The 18,908-nt window shown below is 73.6% G+C and carries 19 protein-coding genes and 2 pseudogenes; 1 reads left to right on the top strand and 20 read right to left on the bottom strand.

Features of this window, described 5'->3' with window-relative positions:
• Positions 1-100: 100 nt before the first annotated feature.
• From H9L09_RS16780 to H9L09_RS16700, 18 genes and pseudogenes are all read right to left on the bottom strand, one after another.
• Positions 101-1,057 (bottom strand): tyrosine recombinase XerC, encoded by a 957-nt coding sequence (locus H9L09_RS16780; RefSeq protein WP_187577982.1) that lies wholly within the window; start codon positions 1,055-1,057, stop codon positions 101-103.
• A 520-nt stretch (positions 1,058-1,577) separates the two neighbouring features.
• Complete coding sequence (gene dprA, locus H9L09_RS16775; RefSeq protein ID WP_187577981.1) at positions 1,578-2,726, bottom strand: DNA-processing protein DprA; 1,149 nt, start codon at positions 2,724-2,726, stop codon at positions 1,578-1,580.
• On the bottom strand, positions 2,723-4,321 hold the full coding sequence (locus H9L09_RS16770) for a YifB family Mg chelatase-like AAA ATPase (RefSeq protein ID WP_187577980.1): 1,599 nt from the start codon (positions 4,319-4,321) through the stop codon (positions 2,723-2,725). Before H9L09_RS16770 ends, dprA begins: the two co-directional genes overlap by 4 nt.
• Position 4,322: 1 nt before the next feature.
• The gene (locus H9L09_RS16765) at positions 4,323-4,706 is read right to left on the bottom strand and encodes a YraN family protein (protein WP_187577979.1); all 384 of its coding nucleotides are present in this window, start codon (positions 4,704-4,706) and stop codon (positions 4,323-4,325) included.
• Between the two features lie 128 nt (positions 4,707-4,834).
• Positions 4,835-5,143: a DUF2469 domain-containing protein gene (locus tag H9L09_RS16760; protein WP_187577978.1), complete on the bottom strand. Its 309-nt coding sequence runs from the start codon at positions 5,141-5,143 to the stop codon at positions 4,835-4,837.
• A gap of 140 nt (positions 5,144-5,283) precedes the next feature.
• Positions 5,284-5,922 (bottom strand): annotated as a pseudogene (locus H9L09_RS16755) (ribonuclease HII); the annotation flags it as partial.
• Between the two features lie 54 nt (positions 5,923-5,976).
• A complete protein-coding gene (gene lepB / locus H9L09_RS16750; RefSeq protein WP_187577976.1) occupies positions 5,977-6,717 on the bottom strand; it encodes a signal peptidase I in 741 nt (246 codons plus the stop codon).
• 23 nt (positions 6,718-6,740) lie between these two features.
• Positions 6,741-7,100: a 50S ribosomal protein L19 gene (rplS, locus tag H9L09_RS16745; RefSeq protein ID WP_187577975.1), complete on the bottom strand. Its 360-nt coding sequence runs from the start codon at positions 7,098-7,100 to the stop codon at positions 6,741-6,743.
• Positions 7,101-7,270: 170 nt separating this feature from the next.
• Complete coding sequence (gene trmD, locus H9L09_RS16740; RefSeq protein WP_187577974.1) at positions 7,271-8,059, bottom strand: tRNA (guanosine(37)-N1)-methyltransferase TrmD; 789 nt, start codon at positions 8,057-8,059, stop codon at positions 7,271-7,273.
• A gap of 2 nt (positions 8,060-8,061) precedes the next feature.
• The gene (rimM, locus tag H9L09_RS22700) at positions 8,062-8,361 is read right to left on the bottom strand and encodes a ribosome maturation factor RimM (protein ID WP_343065144.1); all 300 of its coding nucleotides are present in this window, start codon (positions 8,359-8,361) and stop codon (positions 8,062-8,064) included.
• Between the two features lie 60 nt (positions 8,362-8,421).
• Entirely contained in the window at positions 8,422-8,619 is a 198-nt protein-coding gene (locus H9L09_RS22695) for a ribosome maturation factor RimM (RefSeq protein ID WP_343065143.1), read from the bottom strand.
• A 76-nt stretch (positions 8,620-8,695) separates the two neighbouring features.
• The gene (locus H9L09_RS16730) at positions 8,696-8,938 is read right to left on the bottom strand and encodes an RNA-binding protein (RefSeq protein WP_187577973.1); all 243 of its coding nucleotides are present in this window, start codon (positions 8,936-8,938) and stop codon (positions 8,696-8,698) included.
• A gap of 170 nt (positions 8,939-9,108) precedes the next feature.
• Positions 9,109-9,549: pseudogene (gene rpsP, locus H9L09_RS16725) on the bottom strand (30S ribosomal protein S16); the annotation flags it as partial.
• Positions 9,550-9,757: 208 nt separating this feature from the next.
• Positions 9,758-10,834, bottom strand: coding sequence for an amidohydrolase family protein (locus tag H9L09_RS16720; protein ID WP_187577971.1), 1,077 nt, complete (start codon positions 10,832-10,834; stop codon positions 9,758-9,760).
• A gap of 32 nt (positions 10,835-10,866) precedes the next feature.
• Positions 10,867-12,435 (bottom strand): signal recognition particle protein, encoded by a 1,569-nt coding sequence (ffh, locus tag H9L09_RS16715; RefSeq protein ID WP_187577970.1) that lies wholly within the window; start codon positions 12,433-12,435, stop codon positions 10,867-10,869.
• 36 nt (positions 12,436-12,471) lie between these two features.
• On the bottom strand, positions 12,472-14,730 hold the full coding sequence (locus H9L09_RS16710; RefSeq protein WP_187577969.1) for a [protein-PII] uridylyltransferase: 2,259 nt from the start codon (positions 14,728-14,730) through the stop codon (positions 12,472-12,474).
• Between the two features lie 16 nt (positions 14,731-14,746).
• Positions 14,747-15,085: a P-II family nitrogen regulator gene (locus H9L09_RS16705; RefSeq protein WP_187577968.1), complete on the bottom strand. Its 339-nt coding sequence runs from the start codon at positions 15,083-15,085 to the stop codon at positions 14,747-14,749.
• Positions 15,082-16,470, bottom strand: a complete 1,389-nt coding sequence (locus H9L09_RS16700) for an ammonium transporter (RefSeq protein ID WP_223164093.1) — start codon at positions 16,468-16,470, stop codon at positions 15,082-15,084. The genes H9L09_RS16705 and H9L09_RS16700 overlap by 4 nt, the downstream gene beginning before the upstream one ends.
• A gap of 224 nt (positions 16,471-16,694) precedes the next feature.
• On the opposite strand from H9L09_RS16700, the gene H9L09_RS16695 reads away from it, so the two are divergent.
• Entirely contained in the window at positions 16,695-17,330 is a 636-nt protein-coding gene (locus H9L09_RS16695) for a TetR/AcrR family transcriptional regulator (RefSeq protein ID WP_187577967.1), read from the top strand.
• A gap of 63 nt (positions 17,331-17,393) precedes the next feature.
• Here H9L09_RS16695 and ftsY read toward each other — a convergent pair whose 3' ends face one another.
• On the bottom strand, positions 17,394-18,539 hold the full coding sequence (gene ftsY, locus H9L09_RS16690; protein ID WP_187577966.1) for a signal recognition particle-docking protein FtsY: 1,146 nt from the start codon (positions 18,537-18,539) through the stop codon (positions 17,394-17,396).
• A gap of 139 nt (positions 18,540-18,678) precedes the next feature.
• Positions 18,679-18,867, bottom strand: coding sequence for a hypothetical protein (locus tag H9L09_RS16685; RefSeq protein ID WP_187577965.1), 189 nt, complete (start codon positions 18,865-18,867; stop codon positions 18,679-18,681).
• Between the last annotated feature and the right edge of the window lie 41 nt (positions 18,868-18,908).

Below are 18,908 nucleotides of genomic sequence, written 5' to 3'. Positions count from 1 at the left end.
GGTTTCCGGCCGCGCCCCCGCGGACGGAGAGCGGTCCGTGCCGGGTCTGGTTGAGCAGCCAGCCGCCCGGCATGGATCAGCTCCGTCCGGGAACCGATGCTCACGCTCGCGGGTGCGCCTGCCGGTAGGCCTGCCGCAGCCGCTCGTTGGTGACGTGCGTGTAGATCTGCGTGGTGGCCAGCGAGGCGTGACCGAGCAGCTCCTGCACGCTGCGTAGGTCCGCGCCCCCTTCCAACAGGTGCGTGGCGGCGGTGTGGCGCAGCCCGTGCGGCCCCAGGTCGGGGGCGCCAGGCACCTCGGCGAGGCGTCGGTGCACCACCGTCCGGACGGCTCGCTGGTCGAGTCGGCGGCCTCGGGCGCCCAGGAAGAGCGCCGACCCGGAGTCGTCCGCCACCAGCCGGGGTCGACCCCGGTGCACCCAGGCGTCGAGCGCCCGCTCCGCCGGCACCCCGAACGGCACGGTGCGCTCCTTGCGCCCCTTGCCGAGCACCCGCACGACCCGCCGCTCCCGGTCGACGTCGTCGAGGTCGAGGCCGCAGAGCTCACCGACCCGGATCCCGGTGGCGTAGAGCATCTCGAGCAGCGCAACGTCCCGCAGACCCAGCGGACTGCCGTCGTCGGCGTGGACCGCTGCCGCTTCCAGCAGGGCGCGCGCCTCGTCGGCCCGCAGCGCCGCCGGCAGCGTGCGCCGTGCCTTCGGCGAGCCGAGCAGCGCCCCTGCGTCCGTCTGGGCCAGCCCGGTCCGGTGCGCCCAGGAGGTGAACACCCGCACCGCTGTGGCGCGCCGGGCCAGCGTGGTGCGGGCGCGTCCCAGCACCTGCTGCTGGGCCAGCCAGCTGCGGAGCGTCCGGAGATCCAGCGTGCAGACGTCTCGGTGTCCCAGGCGATGGGCGTGCTCCAGCATGGCGGCGACGTCGCCGAGGTAGGCCCGCACCGTGTGCTCGGTCAGGTCACGCTCCGAGAGGAGGTGCCGCTCGTAGTCGGCGAGCACCGCAGCCATCGCCTCTGGCAGCCCGGCGGCGACTGCCTGCGGCTCGTCCTCCTCGGGCTCACCCATGCCCCGAGGGTAGAACCGCGGCTGCCGGTTCACCGGTGGGCGCGCCGCCCTGCCCTGGTGACGGTGTGCGTCTGGCATGGCTGTGCGCGGAAACGGCGGGCCGGCACGGCGCCTGGGGTTCCCCAGGGAGTTTGACGCTTCCCATGGGCCGTCTGCCATGGGAAGCATCAGAACACCACGGGACCATGGTGTTCGGCGGCGCGGCGCGGCGGCGCTGGGCGGCGAGGCGGCGGCGGGAGGCCCGGCGCGGCGACGGCTCGGCTTCCCCAGGGAGTTTGACGCTTCCCATGGGCTGTCTGCCATGGGAAGCATCAGAACACCACGGGACCATGGTGTTCGGCGGCGCTGGGAGGCGCGGCGCGGCGGCGGTAGGAGGCGCGGCGCGGCGGCGCTGGGCGGCGCGGCGAGGCGAGGCGCGGTCGCGGCGGGACCAGCGCGGCGGGCGGCGGGCGGTGGGGCGGGGCGGGCGGCGCGGGGCGGGACCGCGGTGGGGCGTGGGGGCGGACGGGCGGGACCGCGCTCAGGACGCGGGCGCCTCCGGCGAGGAGACCGTGTCGGGGGTCCGCCGCCACCCGTGGTCGACCCGCTCGACGAGACCGGCACCGCGCAGCCGGCGCAGCGCCTGCTCGACCGCATGGACGGAGAGCCCTGCGGTGCGGGCGATCGAGGTCTCGCCGGCCGGCCGGGCGACCGGCACCGCGTCGAGGACCTGCCGGACCGCCAGGGACAGCCGGTCGTCGACCCGCTCCTCCCCCCGGGGGACCGGCGCGAGATGGTCGCCCACCGCGGCGACCAGCTCGAGCACGTCCGCGCCGCCGGTGACCAGCTGCGCCTCGCCCCGGCGGATCAGGTCGTGCACTCCGGCCGACGGAGCGCTGGTCACCGGCCCAGGGACCCCCATCACGATCCGTCCCATCCGGTTGGCCCAGTGGGCGGTGTTGAGGGCGCCACTGCGCACCGCGGCCTCGACCACCACGGTCCCCCGGGACAGCGCCGCGATGACCCGGTTGCGACTGAGGAACCGGAGCCTGGTCGGGGCGCAGCCCGGAGGGAGCTCGCTGACCAGGAGTCCCGTCCCGGCGATGTAGTCGAGGACGGTGCGGTGCGCCGCGGGATAGGCGCGGTCGACCCCGCAGGCGAGCACCGCGACGGTCGGTCCACGCCCGGCGAGTGCCCCCCGGTGCGCGGCGACGTCGATGCCGAAGGCCGCCCCGGAGACCACGGCGAAGCCGGCGCCGGCCGCCTCGCAGGCGATCTGCCCGGCGACATCGGCACCGTACGTCGTCGCCGACCGCGAGCCGACCACGGCCAGCGCCTGGTCGGTCACCGCGGCGAGGTCGAGCGGACCCCGGACCCACAGCCCCAGCGGCTCGCCGCCGCGGCCGTTCACGTCACCGGCAGCGTCCAGGGCGGCGAGCTGGTCCGGCCACTCGGCGTCGCCGGGGCAGACGAACCGGATCCCGCGCCCGGCCGCCTGCTCCAGCTCCCGCTCGGGGTCGAGCCCCCGCAGCCGCTCGGCCACGTCGGCGTAGACGCCGCGGACGTCGTGCTCCTCGCGGAGCAGGTCGTGGACCCGGACCGCCCCCAGCTCGCGGACCACCCGCCGCAGCCTCAGGTCACCGGGCTCGCTGAGCCTGCTCAGAGCGACCCGGGCCAGCCGGTCGCTCATGCAGACGCCCCCGACGGGAGGCTGGCCAGCAGCAACGGAGCGCCGCTGCGCAGCCGCAGCGCCGTCTCCACCTCGTCGAGGTCGGGACGACTCGCAGCGGACAGGTCGCTCACCGTCCAGGCCAGACGGTGCACCCGGGTGGCGCCGCGCCTGGTCAGCCGGCCGTCGCGCACCTGGGCGTCGAGCAGGGCCGCCGCCGGGCTCGTCAGCGGCCAGGTCGCGCGGAGCGCCGGGCCCGGGACGTCGGCGTTCAGCCGCCAGGGCGTGCCGTCGTACCGCTCGCGTTGCCGGGCGCGGGCGGCAGCCACCCGGGCCCGGATCGCCTCGGACGGCTCCGGACTGGCCAACGGATCCGCCAGCTCGTGCGGGCGCACCGGCTCGATGTGTCGGGTGATGTCGATCCGGTCGATCACCGGGCCGGTGAGCTTGCGGCGGTACTCCCGCCGGGCCACCTCGCTGCACGTGCAGTGGTGCTCCGGGTTCTGCGGGTGGTAGTCCCCGCAGGGGCAGGGGTTGCAGGCCAGCACCACCATCGCCCGTGCCGGAAAGGTGGCCGCCTCCTCGCCTCGGGCGATCGTCACCTCGCCGCTCTCCAGCGGCTCGCGGAGCCCCTCGACGATGTCGGAGGTGAAGAGCGGGAACTCGTCGAGGAACAGCGCGCCGTGGTGCGCCCGGCTGATCTCGCCGGGATGGACCCGCCCCTTGCCGCCGCCGAGCACGCTGGCACGAGTCGCGGAGTGGTGCGGGGCGCGGAACGGCGGCCGCGTCAGCAGCGCCTGGCCCGGAGGAAGCCCACCTGCGAGCGAGTAGACGGCCGTCAGCTCGAGCGCCTCCTCCAAGGGCAGGTCGGGCAGCAAACCCGGGAGCCGCTCCGCCAACGTGGTCTTCCCGGCTCCCTTGGGCCCGGAGAGGAGCAGGTGGTGACCGCCGCCGGCGGCGACCTCGAGGGCGTAGCGGGCGTCGGCCATGCCCAGCACGTCGGCCATGTCGAGGTCCTCGGTGCGCCGGTCCCCCCGCCAGCTGAGCAGCCTCTTGGTCGCCAGCGGCTCCACCGGTGCGGCCGTGGGCAGCGGCTCCCCGGAGAGCAGCGCCACGACCTGGGCCAGGGACCGGGCGCCGACCGCGTCCACCCCCGGGACCAGCGCGGCCTCCTCGCGCTGGGGCTCGGGCACCACCACCCGGGTGATGCCGCGCGAGCGCGCCGCCATCGTCATCGGCAGCACGCCGGGCACCGCCCGCAGCCGCCCGTCGAGGGTCAGCTCGGCGAGGAACACGACGCCCTCGAGCGCTGCCTTGAGCTTCGCGCGCTTCTCGTGCGCGGCGATCACCGCGACGGCGATCGCGAGGTCGAAGTGCGAGCCCCGCTTGGGCAGGTCGGCCGGCGAGAGCAGGATCGTCACCCGGCGGGTGCTGGGCCACTCGAACCTGCTGTTGATGACCGCGGCCCGGCAGCGGTCACGCGCCTCGGTGATCGCGGCGTCGGGGCGCCCCACCAGCGCCGTCTTGACCACCCCCTGCGCGAGGTCGACCTGGACGTCGACGAGGTGGCCGTCGGCGCCGTCGAGGGTGATCGTCCGGGCGGTCGCGAAGCTCACCTCAGCCCACCCCCTGCACGTGCTCGATCTCGGGGGCGCCGGAGCCGGTCACGAGCACGCCGACCACGTCGAGGCGCACCTCGGCCGGCCGCAGCGGGTGCTCGGCCAGCCAGCGGGCCGCGAGCCGGCGGAGCCGCCGCGCCTTCTGCTCGCCGACCGCCTCCACGGGATGACCGAAGCGGGCCGACGTCCGGGTCTTCACCTCGCAGACCACGAGCACGCGGCCGTCCCGCAGCACGAGGTCGATCTCGCCGAGGTCGCAGCGCCAGTTCCGGTCGAGGACCACCATCCCGCCGTCGACCAGGTGCCGTGCGGCGCAGGCCTCGCCGTACTCCCCCAGGCTCCTGCCCCGCGCCGCGCGGGCCTGCTCGGTCGTCTCGCTCATCCGCCCACCTCCTGACCCGAGGGTGCCCTCGGGTGGGGGTGCGGCGGGTGGCGGTGGCCGTCGCTGTGGACAGGTGCCGACGGTGTGGCGCTGGGGACGGAACCCGGCGCGGCGGTGCCCGACCCGGGTCAGGCCTTGGGAGGCTCGATCTCCGCGGGGGCGAGCTCCTCGACGTTCACGTCCTTGAACGTGAGCACCTTGACGTTCTTGGCGAACCGGGCCGGTCGGTACATGTCCCACACCCAGGCGTCGGTCATCGTGACCTCGAAGAACACGTCACCGGCCTCGGTGCGCGCCTTCACCTCGACCTGGTTGCAGAGGTAGAAGCGCCGGTCGGTCTCGACGACGTACTTGAAGATGCCCACCACGTCGCGGTACTCGCGGTAGAGGTGGAGCTCCATCTCGGTCTCGTACTTCTCGAGATCCTCGGCGCTCATCGGACACTCTCCAAGTCACCGGCCTGCAGGAGGCCGTGGTCGTTGCCGGGGTCACGCTCGGTGACCGGGTCGTTGTCGGGCTCGTCGGCACCATTGTCGTCCAGCCCGGTCCCGGCGACGGTCAGGGACGCGCCCTCCACCCGACGTACGTTGACGAACCGGCGCCGGTGGATCTCGCAGGGTCCGTGCTGCCGCAGCGCCGCGGTGTGGGTCTCGGTGATGTAGCCCTTGTGGGTCGCGAAGTCGTAGACCGGGTAGCGCTCGTGCAGCTCACCCATGATCCGGTCCCGGGTGACCTTGGCGACCACCGAGGCCGCGGCGATGCAGGCCGCCACCCGGTCGCCCTTCCAGACCGCGAGCCCAGGGGCCTGCAGGCCGTCGACGGGGAAGCCGTCGGTGAGGACGTACGCCGGGCGGACGTCGAGCAGCGCGGTGCACCGCCGCAGCGCCTCCAGGTTGGCCACGTGCATCCCGAGCCGGTCACACTCCTCCGGCTCGATGACGACCACCGACCAGGCCGCGGCCCGCAGCAGCACCTGCTCGTAGCAGCGCTCGCGGGCACGGGCCGTCAGCAGCTTGGAGTCGGCGAGGCCGGGGACCTGCCCCCGCCGGCCGTCGGGCAGGATCACGGCGGCCGCGACCAGGGGACCCGCGCAGGCTCCTCGGCCGGCCTCGTCGACGCCGGCGACCGGCTCGAGGCCGGCGCGGCGCAGGGCCCGCTCGTAGCCGTAGAGGCCGGCGTCGCGGCGGACGGTCAGGCCACGGGGAAGTTCGGTCATGACAGCCCCATTGTGTCCCGGCCGGCGCGCGGGCCGGGTGCCGGGGACGGCATCTCAGCCGACGGCGTCGAAGGTGGCCGGCCGGTGCAGGGTGGTGGCGTGCGCCAGGGGCCACACCACTGCGAACACCTTGCCGACGACGTCCTCCACCGGGACCTGGCCACCGCCGGGGTCGCCGAGGTGCACGCGCGAGTCGGCAGAGTTGGAGCGGTTGTCGCCCTGCACCCACACGAACCCGGGCGCCACCTCGACGTCGAAGTCGATCAGCGAGGGCTTCTCCCCCTCGGCCAGGTAGCCCTTCTCGTTGAGGGGTACGTCGTTGACGGTGATCCGGCCGCGGCCGTCGCAGCAGCGCACGCGGTCGCCGCCCACGCCGATGACGCGCTTCACCAGGTGCCCGCCGGTGGGATAGAGGCCGAACACCTCGAGCGCCCTGACGATCGGGCTCGCCGTCCCGGGGGACGACGCGGAGCCCTCCAGCCAGCCGCCCGGGTCGTCGAAGACGACGATGTCGCCGCGCTGCGGGGTGCCGTCGCCCCAGTAGGAGACCTTCTGCACCAGGATCCGGTCGTTCAGGACCAGCGTGTCGTTCATCGAGCCGGAGGGGATGTAGAACGCCTGCAGGAACAGCGCCTTGATCCCGACCGCCAGCACGAGGGCAACGGCGAGCAGGAGGGTGAGCTCCTGCCAGAGCGGCAGCTGACGCCGCTGCAGAGCCGACGACCCCGCCGGGGTGGACCCGGAGTGATCCGGGGCCGGTTCGGCGGGGTCGCGGTCGTCGGACGTGGGGCTCACGCGGACGAGGTTAGCTGCGGTGCTCAGCTGGCGGGCGCGTCGCGGCGTTCCTTGATCTTGGCCGCCTTGCCGCGCAGGTTGCGCAGGTAGTACAGCTTCGCGCGACGGACGTCACCGCGGGTGACGACCTCGATGTGGTCGATGATCGGCGTGTGCAGCGGGAAGGTGCGCTCCACGCCGACACCGAAGGAGACCTTGCGCACGGTGAACGTGCGGCCGATGCCGGAGCCCTGGACGCGGATGCAGACGCCCTGGAACACCTGGAGACGCGAGCGGTTGCCCTCGACCACCTTGACGTGGACCTTGAGCGTGTCGCCGGCCCGGAAGGCGGGGACGTCGTCGCGCTGGGCGGCAGCGGCGAGCGTGTCGATGACGTTGGTCATGTTTCTCCTCATGGACGCCACAGGTCAGCCACGGAGTCAGTTCTGGAACGGAGCGACCCGACGGAGGCGTCGTGCGGAGCTCCCCCTGTGGCAGGTGGACCGCCGACCCTCCTCCACGAGGGAGCAGCGGTCGCGACGCGACGGATCGAGGCTCGATTCTGCCACAGCGGTCAGGCGTCGGGGAAATCGGCGAGGACCTCACGGTCCCGGCCGTCGAGCCGGTCCGGGTCGAGCCGCGCGACCAGGTCGGGGCGGCGCTGTGCGGTACGGCGCAGCGCCTGGTCCCGCCGCCAGCGGGCGATCCTGGCGTGGTGGCCGGAGAAGAGGACCTCGGGCACCTCGAGGCCCCGCCACTCGGGCGGCTTGGTGTAGACGGGGTACTCCAGCAGCCCCTCCACGCCGTGCGACTCCTCGGCCAGCGACTCCGGGTTGCCCATGAAGCCGGGCAGCAGCCGGACCACCGCCTCGATCATCACGAGCGCGGCCACCTCGCCGCCGTTGAGCACGTAGTCGCCGATCGAGACCTCGCGCACCTCCCAGCGGGTCCGGGCGTCGTCGACCACGCGCTGGTCGATGCCCTCGTAGCGACCGCAGGCGAAGACCAGGTGGGTCCGCTGCGCCAGCTCGGCGGCGGCCGCCTGCGAGAACGGCTCTCCCGACGGCGTCGGCACCACGACCACCGGCCCGGCGGGGTCTGCCCCGTCCGTCGCGTCGTTCGTCGTGCCGGCGCCCCGGCCGGTCACGGCCTCGAGCGCCTCCCCCCACGGCTCCGGCTTCATCACCATGCCGGCCCCGCCGCCGTACGGGGTGTCGTCGACCGTGCGGTGCCGGTCGTGGGTCCAGTCCCGCAGGTCGTGCACGTGTACCTCGAGCAGGCCGCTCTCCTGGGCCCGGCCCGGGAGCGACAGCGACAGCGGCGCCAGGTAGTCGGGGAAGATGCTCACCACGTCGATGCGCATCCTCAGCCCTCCTCCAGCGGGGTGAGCAGCCCCGGCCGGTCCGCCACCACGACGCGGCCACCGGCGAGGTCCACGGTCGGCACCAGGGCGCTGACGAACGGCACCAGCGCCTCCGTGCCGTCGCTGCGCCGGACCACCAGCAGGTCCTGGGCGGTGCCGTGCTGCACCGCGGTCAGCTCCCCGACGTCGACGCCGTCCTCGGTCTGCACGCGCAGCCCGACGAGCTGGTGGTCGTAGAACTCCTCGGGGTCCTCGGGGACCTCGTCGAGCGGGACCTCCGCGAGCAGCAGCAGGCCGCGCACCGCCTCGGCCGAGTCGCGGTCGTCGACCTCCTCGAACCGGACCAGGAGCCGGTCCTGGTGTCAGCGGACGCCGGCGACGGTGAGGGCGGCCGGGCGGCCCGGCCCGTGCGGCGGGGTTCCCCGCGGTGTCTCGGTGGCCAGCACGGCCCCGACGACGAAGCGCCGCGTGGGCTCGTCGGTGCGCGGCTCGACCGAGAGCTCACCCCGGATGCCGTGCGGGCGACCGGTGCGGCCGACGACGACCTGCGTGGTGCTCATGGATGACCCCTCCTCCGGGGACGACGAAGCGGGGAGGCCGCCCGGTGTGGGCGACCTCCCCGCTCGTGCATGTTGCTCAGCGGCGGCGGTCCACGTCGACGAAGTCGACGCGTGCCCCGCCCTTGCCCGCCAACGCGCCGATCACCGTGCGCAGCGCGGTCGCGGTGCGACCGTTGCGTCCGATGACCTTGCCCAGGTCCTCGGGGTTGACCCGCACCTCGAGGACCGAGCCGCGACGGAGCTCCTTGTCGCGGACGCTCACGTCGTCGGGGTGACGGACGATGCCGCGCACCAGGTGCTCGAGCGCCTCGGCCAGCATGCTCAGGCCTCGGCGGGCTTGTCGTCGGCGGCCGGAGCCTCGGCAGCGGCCTCGTCGGCGGGAGCCTCGACAGCAGCCTCCTCGGCGGGAGCCTCGACAGCAGCCTCCTCGGCGGGAGCCTCGGCAGCCGGTGCCTCCTCGGCGACAGCCTCGGGGGCGGCCTGCTCGGCGGCGGGCGCCTCGGCCGGGGACTCCTCGGCAGCCGCGGGGGCCTTGTCGGCCTTCTTGGCCGCAGACTTCTTCGTGACGGCCTCGGCACGGGGCTCGCTCGAGGACTCCTTGAGCGCCTCGTTGAAGATCTCTGCCTTGTCCCGCTTCGGCTCGGCGGTCCGCAGGGTGCCCTCGGTGCCCGGAAGGCCCTTGAACGTCTGCCAGTCACCGGTGATCTTCAGCAGTGCCTCGACGGCCTCGGAGGGCTGGGCACCCACACCCAGCCAGTACTGCGCACGCTCGGAGGTCACGTCGATGACCGACGGCTCCTCCTTGGGGTGGTACTTGCCGATCTCCTCGATGACGCGTCCGTCCCGCTTCTTGCGGGAGTCGACGACGACGACGCGGTAGTACGGCGCGCGGATCTTGCCCATGCGCTTCAGGCGAATCTTGACGGCCACGAGTGTGGTGTCTCCTTGACGAATTGTGAGTGGGTGAGCGCCGCCGTGCCAGGTGGGGCCAGGCCGGAAGCGCTGCGTGGTGTCTGCGTGGCCGGATGAGAGGGGCCGGGCACGCAGGACTCAGGGCGACATTCTGCCATGCACGGCCCGTCTTCCTCCAATCGTGCCCGCGCGAGGCAACCTCCGGGGCCGCGCCTCGCGCTCGGGCCTAGGCGACGACGGCGCCGCGCAGCACGATCCGCTTCGGCTCCCGCAGCGCGGACAGGTCCGCGAGCGGGTCCCGGTCGAAGACCACGAAGTCGGCGGTGGTGCCCTCCGCGAGGTTGTCGTCGAGCCCGAGCCAGGTGCGTGCGCGCCAGGAGGCGGCGCCGAGCGCGTCGTACGCCGTGAGGCCGTAGGTGGTGAGCTCGAGGACCTCCTCGGCGATCAGGCCGTGCGGCAGCACTCCCCCGGCGTCGGTGCCGGCGTAGATCTGGACGCCCGCGTCGTACGCCGCGCCGATCGTCTCGCGGCGGGAGGCGAACAGCGCCTCCATGTGGTCCGCGTAGGCCGGGAACTTCTCGCGGCCCGCGGCGGCGTAGGTCGGGAAGTTCTGCAGCTGCCGCACCGTCGGCACCAGCGCGACGCCACGCTCGGCCATCGTCTCGACGAGGTCCTGGGTGAGCCCGGTGCCGTGCTCGATGCAGTCGATGCCGGCGCCGATGAGGTCGGGCAGCGCCGCCTCGCCGAACACGTGCGCGGTCACCCGGGCGCCGTTCTCGTGCGCGGCCGCCATCGCCTTGTCCAGCGCGTCCCGGCTCCAGCTCGGGGTCAGGTCGCCGGCCTCTCGCTCGATCCAGTCACCGACCAGCTTCACCCAGCCGTCGCCGCGCTGCGCCTCCTGCGCGACGTACTCCGGCAGCTCGTCGGGCTCGATCTCGTTGGCGTAGTTGCGGATGTAGCGACGCGTGCGGGCGATGTGCCGGCCGGCCCGGATCAGCCGGGGCAGGTCGTCGCGGCCGTGGATCCAGGAGGTGTCGGCGGCCGAGCCGCAGTCGCGCATCAGCAGCGTGCCCGCGTCGCGGTCGGTCAGTGCCTGCTGCTCCTGGACGTCCTCGGGCACCGCGCCGAACTCGTCGAGACCGATGTGGCAGTGCGCGTCGACGAGCCCGGGGACGATCCAGCCCTCGGCGACCAGCTCGGCGCCGGCCTGCGGCTCGTAGGTGACATGGCCGTCGACGACGTACAGGTCGCGGGTCTCCCCCTCGGGCAGCACCGGGCCGCGGAAGCGCAGGGCAGCAGTCATGTCCGGGACCTTACCCAGCGACCGGGGCCGGACTACTTGAGGTACTTCGACAGGTCGGCGGGCAGGTCGAGCTGCGAGGGGTCGAAGTCCTGCTCGGCACCCGCGGGGACGCCGAACGGGTTCGCGCCGGCACCGTCGGCGGCCGGCTTCTCCGAGGCCGACTTCGCGAGCGCGGCCCGCTTCGCCGGGTTGCCGGAGACCCGCTTGGCCTTGCCCTTCTTGGGGGCCGGCCGGGTCTTGCCCCGCTTGCCGCCCATGCCCATGCCGGGCATCCCGGGCATGCCCGGGATGCCGCCGCCCTTGGCCATCGACATCATCATCTTGCGGGCCTCGAAGAACCGGTCCACGAGCTGGTTGACGTCGGAGACCTGGGTGCCGGAGCCCTTGGAGATCCGGGCCCGACGGGAGCCGTCGATCATCTTGGGGTTCGCGCGCTCCCCGGGCGTCATGGACTGGATGATCGCCTGGATCCGGTCGATCTCACGCTCGTCGAAGTTCTCGAGCTGCTCGCGGAACTGCCCCATCCCGGGCAGCATCCCCATGATCTTCGACAGCGAGCCGAGCTTGCGGATCTGCTGCATCTGCTCGAGGAAGTCATCGAGCGTGAAGTCGCCGCCCTGGCCGGTCAGCTTGGCCGCGGCCTTCGCGGCCTGGTCGGCGTCGAAGGTCTTCTTGGCCTGCTCGATCAGGGTGAGCATGTCGCCCATGTCGAGGATGCGCGAGGCCATCCGGTCGGGGTGGAACAGGTCGAAGTCGGTGAGCTTCTCACCCGCCGACGCGAACATCACCGGCCGGCCGGTGATGGAGGCGATCGACAGCGCCGCGCCGCCGCGCGCGTCGCCGTCGAGCTTGGTGAGCACCACGCCGTCGTAGCCGACCCCGTCGAGGAAGGCCTGCGCGGTGTTGACGGCGTCCTGGCCCACCATCGCGTCGACGACGAAGAGGATCTCGTCCGGGCTGACCGCGTCGCGGATGTCGGCTGCCTGCTGCATCATCTCGGCGTCCACGCCGAGACGGCCGGCGGTGTCGACGATCACGACGTCGTGGAGGGTACGGCGGGCCTCCTCGACACCGGCCCGCGCGACGGCCACCGGGTCGCCCACGCCGTTGCCCGGCTCGGGAGCGAACACCTTGACCCCGGCCCGCTCGCCGTTCACCTGGAGCTGGCCGACCGCGTTGGGACGCTGCAGGTCGGCGGCGACCAGCAGCGGGCTGTTGCCCTGCTCCTTCAGCCACAGGGCGAGCTTGGCGGCCAGCGTGGTCTTGCCCGACCCCTGGAGGCCGGCGAGCATGATGACCGTCGGCGGGTTCTTCGCGAACCGGAGCCGGCGGGTCTCCCCGCCCAGGATCGTGACCAGCTCGTCGTTGACGATCTTGACGACCTGCTGCGCCGGGTTCAGGGCGGCGCTGACCTCCTCGCTGCGGGCCCGGTCCTTGACCGCGGCCACGAACACCTTGACGACGGGCAGGGCGACGTCGGCCTCGAGCAGCGCGATCCGGATCTCCCGGGCGGTGGCGTCGATGTCGGCCTCGGAGAGCCGTCCCTTGCCTCGCAGGTTCTTGAAGGTGTCAGCGAGGCGGTCGGAGAGTGTCGCGAACAATGGTGGTCAGTCCTTGGGAGGCAGGTGCCGGGTGGGTCAGGCGTCAAGGGTAGCCGTCGCCGACAGCGCCGCCTCGATCGCGTGGACGGCTGCCCCGGCGCGTGCGGCCGACGGCGCTTCGCCGCCCGGCTCCCGCACGTAGAAGACGTCGACCGCCTGGGGGCCCAGGGTGCTGACGTGCGCGGAGCCGACCGAGAGCCCGAGGTCGGCCAGCGCACGGCACACGACGTAGACCACGCCGGGGCGGTCCTCCATCCGGACCTCGATCACCGCGGCACCGGCCGAGGCGTCCGGCCGCAGCAGCACCGAGGGCGGCAGCCGGTCCGCCGGCGGCCGCAGACGGCTGCGCGGGTCCAGCCGCCCGGACCGGACCGCCTCGAGCCGCTGCCGCACCATCGCCGGGTCGATCGAGGGCTCGGCGACCTCCCAGGTGGAGACCGCGAGGTCCTCCTCGACCCAGGCGCGGGCGGAGCGGATGCCGACGCGCAGCAGCGCCAGCACGGCCGCGGTGTCCGCGATCAGGCCGACCCGGTCGTGCGCACTCATCGTCAGGGTGGCGCCGTGCCCGGTGCGCTCGACCGCCACGTGGACCGCGGCGGGGTCGGCGCGCAACGCGGTCCGCGCGCCGTCCGGCACCGCCGGCGGCCCGACGCGGGCGCCGCCGGCGGCCGGGGTCCGGCCCTCGAGCACGGCCCGGGACCGCCGGACCAGGTCGTCGACGAGCCGGGCCCGCCAGCCGGTCCACGCCTTCGCCGAGGTGGCCCGGGCGTCTGCCTCGGTGAGGGCCGCCAGGAGATCCAGCGTCTCGACGTCGCCCAGCCGCTCGACCACCAGCGCGACGGTCGCCGGGTCCTCGAGGTCGCGCGTGGTGGCGGTCTCGGCGAGCAGCAGGTGGTGGCGGACCAGTCGGCGGACCAGGGCCTGCTCCCGCTCGTCGAAGCCAAGCCGGGCAGCGGCGGCGCCGGCGAGCGGCTCGCCGGCCACGCTGTGGTCCTGCCCGGTGCCCTTGCCGAGGTCGTGGAGCAGGGCCGCCGCCATCAGCACGTCGGGCCGGCCGACCCGGCGGATCAGCCGGGCCGCCTCCATGCAGGTCTCGACGAGGTGCCGGTCCACGGTGAACCGGTGCACCACCGAGGCGTGCGGCAGCAGCCGCACCCGTTGCCACTCCGGCAGGAGGGCGTCCAGCGCGCCGGTCTCCTCGAGCGTCTCCCACACCTCGAGCAGACCGGGACCCGCGGCCAGCAGCCGGGTCAGCAGGTTGCGCGCCTCCTCGTCCCACGGCTCCGGGGGCGGTACGCCGGCGCGGGCCAGCCGGGCGGCCGTGACCGGGCTGAGCACGAGCGACCGCTCGGCGGCCTCCGCGGCGGCCCGCAGCAGCAGGTGCGGGTCGCCGCCGGGGTCGGTGCGGGCCGCGAGGACGACCTCGCCGGAGGAGACCGCCACCCCCCGGCCGACCGGCCGCAGGTCCGGCACCCGGCGGCGCGGGGTCACCGGCCGGTCGAGCGCGGCCTCGACCCGGCGCCAGGTGAGGCGCGAGAGGTGGGTCAGCCGGCGCCCGATCTCGCGGACGTGCCGCTGCGCGGCCGCGGCGTCGGCCAGGCCCAGCCGCCGGCCCAGGTCGGCCCAGACCTCCGGGGCCACCCGGTCGCCGGGCCGGCCGGTGACCGCGTGCAGCTCGTCACGCACGTCGAGCAGCGCCAGCCGGCTGCGCTCGAGGTCGGTGTGGGGGACGTCGACGGTCCACGACGCGACGAGGGCCTTCATGACCGTGGCGTCGCGGAGGCCGCCGTACGCCTCCTTGAGGTCGGGCACCGCCGCATGGGCGAGCTCGCCGACCCGCTCGGTGCGGGCCGTGACCAGCCTCTGGAGCTCGGGCAGCTGGCGACGGGCGTCGCGCCGCCAGTGGGCGAGCACCTCGCTGCGCAGCCGCAGGGTGAGCGAGGGGTCGCCGGCCAGGTGCCGGGCGTCGAGCAGGCCGAGGGCGACCCGGACGTCTGCCCGGGCGGTGGCGACGACCTCCGGCAGGGCCCGGACCGCGTGGTCGACATCGGCCCGCGCGTCCCACAGCGGGTACCAGACCCCGGCGGCGACGGCCCGGACGTCGACGCCGTCCTCGTGCAGCAGCACCACGTCCAGGTCGCTGAACGGGGCCAGCTCGCCGCGGCCGTAGCCACCCACGGCGACCAGCGCGATCCCGGGGGCGGTGTCCGTGTCCCCGGGAAGGACCGAGCGCAACGCCGACTCGCACAGCCGGTCGGCTGCGGCGGTGCGCCCGGTCCGTTCGGCCGCGGCCATGAGGGCTCGGGACCGCTCAGAGAGCGGCTTCGTCCCGGTCCCCGGTCCGCACGCGCACCACCGCGTCCACCGGCTGCACCCAGACCTTGCCGTCACCGATCCGGCCGGTCTGCGCGGTCTTCACGATGATGTCGACCACGTCGTCGGTGTCGGCGTCGTCGACGACGATCTCGAGGCGGATCTTGGGCACCAGGGCGATGTCGTACTCCGCGCCGCGGTAGACCTCGGTGTGACCCTTCTGCCGGCCGTAGCCGCTGACCTCGCTGACCGTCATGCCGGTGACCCCGAAGGTCTCCAGCGCCTCGCGGACGTCCTCCCACTTGTGCGGCTTGATCACCGCGGTGACGAGCTTCATGCCAGGGCTCCTTCGTTGCTCGGGGTGCTCGCCGGCGCCGGGACGGAGCCGGAGAGCCGGCTGCCGCCACCGCGCGAGGCGAACTCGTACGCCGTCTCACCGTGCTCCGCGAAGTCGATGCCCTCGACCTCGTCCTCTTCCTCGATCCGCCAGCCGATGACCGCCTTGACGAGCAGTCCGACGACCAGCGTGAAGACCGCGGACCACAGGACCGCTGCCAGCGCGACCAGCGTCTGCACGACGAGCTGCTTCGCACCGTCACCGTAGAACAGGCCGCCGGAGGTGGCGAGGAAGCCGACCCCGATGGTGCCGACCAGGCCGCCGACGAGGTGCACGCCGACGACGTCGAGGGAGTCGTCGTAGCCGAAGCGGTACTTCAGGCCGACGGCGAGCGAGCAGAGCACGCCGGCAGCGACACCGAGCAGGATCGAGCCGACCGGGCTCAGCGACCCGCAGGCCGGCGTGATCGCGACCAGGCCGGCGACCACCCCGGAGGCGGAGCCCAGGCTGGTGGCCTTGCCGTCGCGCAGCTTCTCCACCAGCAGCCAGCCGAGCATCGCGGCACAAGTGGCCACGAATGTGTTCACCCACACCAGGCCGGTCTCGCCGACGAAGTTCTCGGCGAACGCGGCGGAGTTGGTGAAGAAGTCGGCCTGCCCACCGGCGACACCCTGGGTCGCCACCGGGACGATCGAGCCGACGTTGAAGCCGAACCAGCCGAACCACAGCAGCCCGGCGCCCAGCATCGTGAACGGCAGGTTGTGCGGCCGCATCGGCTCCTTGGCGAACCCGCGGCGGGCGCCGATCAGCAGCACCAGCACCAGGCCGGCGACGCCGGCATTGATGTGCACGACCGTGCCGCCGGCGTAGTCCACCGGCGAGACGTTGGCCACGCCGGCACCTGCGTCGAAGCCGAAGAGCATCGCGGCGAGCCCGTTCTCGTTCAGGCCGCTCAGGAACCCGCCGCCCCAGACCATGTGGGCGAGCGGGAAGTAGGACAACGTGACCCAGATCGGCACGAACAGCATCCAGGCCGAGAACTTCACCCGGTCGGCGATCGCGCCGCTGATCAGCGCGGCGGTGATGACGGCGAAGGTCGCTTGGAAGCCGACGAACACCAGCGAGGTCGCCGGCACGTCCTTGAGCCCGAAGAGCTCGAACGGGTTGGCGAACAGGGTGCCGACGTCCTCGCTGCCGAAGGACATCGACCATCCCCAGAGCACGTAGACGACGCCCACGGCACCCATGGCACCGAAGGACATCATCATCATGTTGAGGACGGACTTGGACCGCGTCATGCCGCCGTAGAAGAACGCCAGGCCCGGCGTCATCAGCAGGACCATCGACGCGGAGGCGAGCATCCAGGCTGCGTAGCCGGTGTCCATGAAACCTCCAGTGGATCGAGACCAGGGGGCGCCGACCCGGCTGACAGCGGTGTCCCGCGACCGGCGCTCGATGCCCTGAACTCTCGGGCAGCGGTGTTACCCGGTACGGCGGCGTACGTTGCGCCCGGGTGACGCTTCCGCCCGCTGTGTTACGGCCGTGTTGCGCATCCTGATTTCGGACGGGGTTTCCGCGGCCGTTTCGGAACTGGTCGTATCGTTGCCGCATGGCACACGACCTGGAAGTCGCCCCGGCGCCCCGGAGGGGTCGCGGGCGTCCCCGAGACCCGCTGACCGACGGCCGGATCATCCGCGCCGCGGCCGAGCTGCTGCTCCAGAACGGCTTCGACAAGACGACGGTGGACGACGTGGCCGCCCGGGCCGGGGTCGGCAAGGCCACCGTGTACCGCCGCTGGCCCTCGAAGGAGGACCTCGCGGTCGCGGCGATGGAGTCGCTCTACGACTCGGAGTTCCCCGAGATCGACACCGGCTCGCTGGTCGCCGACCTGACCGAGAGCTACCGCGCCATCCTGGCCTTCGTCGGCAGCGCCGAGGGCGAGGCCTTCATCCGGATGTCGATCTCGGAGTCGATGCGCGACCCGCGGATCGCCGCCCTCTACCGCGGCTCGACGGTCCGGCGGGAGGAGCAGGCCCGGCGTACCTTCGAGCGGGCGGTCGCCCGGGGCGAGGTGCGCGCCGACGCCGACCTGGACACCGCGATCCAGTGGATGGGCGGCGTGATCGTCGCCCGCGCCATCGTGGGCCGGCCGCTGCCGACGATCGATGACCTCGATCGGTACGTCGACTTCACGCTGCGCGGCATCCTCGACGTCAGCCGGATGAGCGGCTCCTCGCTCCGCTGACGGCACCGGGAGCGAGGTCCGGGCGCCGGTCGCGCCCGTCGGGGCCGACCGGGACCCGCAGCGTCAGGCCCCTTCGCCGAGCAGCGCGTCGACGAAGTCGTCCGGGCTGAACGGGGCCAGGTCGTCGGCACCCTCGCCGAGACCGACCAGCTTCACCGGGACGCCCAGCTCGCGCTGCACGGCCACCACGATCCCGCCCTTGGCCGATCCGTCCAGCTTGGTCAGCACGATGCCGGTCACGTTGACGACCTCGCGGAAGACGCGGGCCTGCGACATCCCGTTCTGGCCGGTCGTCGCGTCGAGCACCAGCAGCACCTCGGTGACGGGGGTCTGCTTCTCCACGACCCGCTTGACCTTGCCCAGCTCGTCCATCAGGCCGGCCTTGTTCTGCAGCCGGCCGGCGGTGTCCACCAGGACCACGTCCACCCCGGTCGCGATGCCCTCCCGGACCGCCTCGAAGGCCACGCTGGCCGGGTCGCCGCCCTCGGGACCGCGCACGGCCGGCACGCCGACCCGCTCCCCCCAGGTGGCGAGCTGCTCCGCGGCGGCGGCGCGGAAGGTGTCCGCGGCACCGAGGATCACGGTCTTGTCCTGGGCCACCAGCACCCGGGCCAGCTTGCCGACCGTGGTGGTCTTGCCGGTGCCGTTGACCCCGACCATCAGCACCACCCCCGGCGCGCCGTCGACGCCCTCGACGTGCAGGCTGCGGTCCATGCTCGGATCCACCAGGGTGAGCAGCTCCTGACGCAGGATGTCCTTGATCGAGACGCCGGAGGTGCCCTCCACCTTCACGCGGGTGCGCAGCCGGGCGACCAGCTCCTGGGTCGGCGCGACGCCGACATCCGCGGTGAGCAGGGTGTCCTCGATCTCCTCCCAGGTGTCCTCGTCGATGACGTCACGGGAGAGCAGCGCGAGCAGACCGCGACCCAGCGGACCTTGCGAGCGCGAGAGCCGCTCCCGCAGCCGCACCAGCCGGCTGGCGGTCGACTCCGGCCGCTCGATCGTGGGAAGGGCGGCGTCCTCGATGGTCCGGGTCGCGGTGTCGCGCGGGGTCTCGGCGTCCTCCCCGACCCGCGGCTCCGGCGGGGCAAGCAGGTCGGTGGAGGCGCCGCCCACCGGGGGCCGGCGCCGGGTCCGGGTGGTGACCAGGCCGGCGAGGGCTCCGATCAGGACGACAGCGACGGCGACGATCAGCCAGAGGTACTCCACGGGTGCATCCAATCAGACGAGAAGGGGGGCCCGGAGGGCGCCGGGACAGAGCGCGACCGGGCGCGGGACCGACGTCGAGACGGCCGGTCCGCACCGCGGTGCGAGGGACGGGAGGGGCGGTCCTGACGACCGCCTGGCGTCAGTGGTGCTGGTGCTCACGCTCGCGCTGGTTGTCCAGCGTCGGCAGCGCGTTCACCCCGCGGCGCATCGCCTCCGCGAGACCCGGGGCGTGGGGCACCTGCTCACCGCGGTGCGGGAAGGCGACGTAGACCACGACCGTCCCGGCGAGCGCGAGGATCACGAGCATGGCGAACAGGATGCTGAGCAACGGGACTGACCTTCCGAGAGGTGACGCGGACCGACCCATCA

It is taken from the genome of Nocardioides mesophilus (assembly GCF_014395785.1).
Lineage (GTDB): Bacteria > Actinomycetota > Actinomycetes > Propionibacteriales > Nocardioidaceae > Nocardioides_B > Nocardioides_B mesophilus.
The sequence above is the reverse complement of the archived record's forward strand: the minus strand, read 5'-3'. Positions and strand labels throughout refer to the sequence as shown.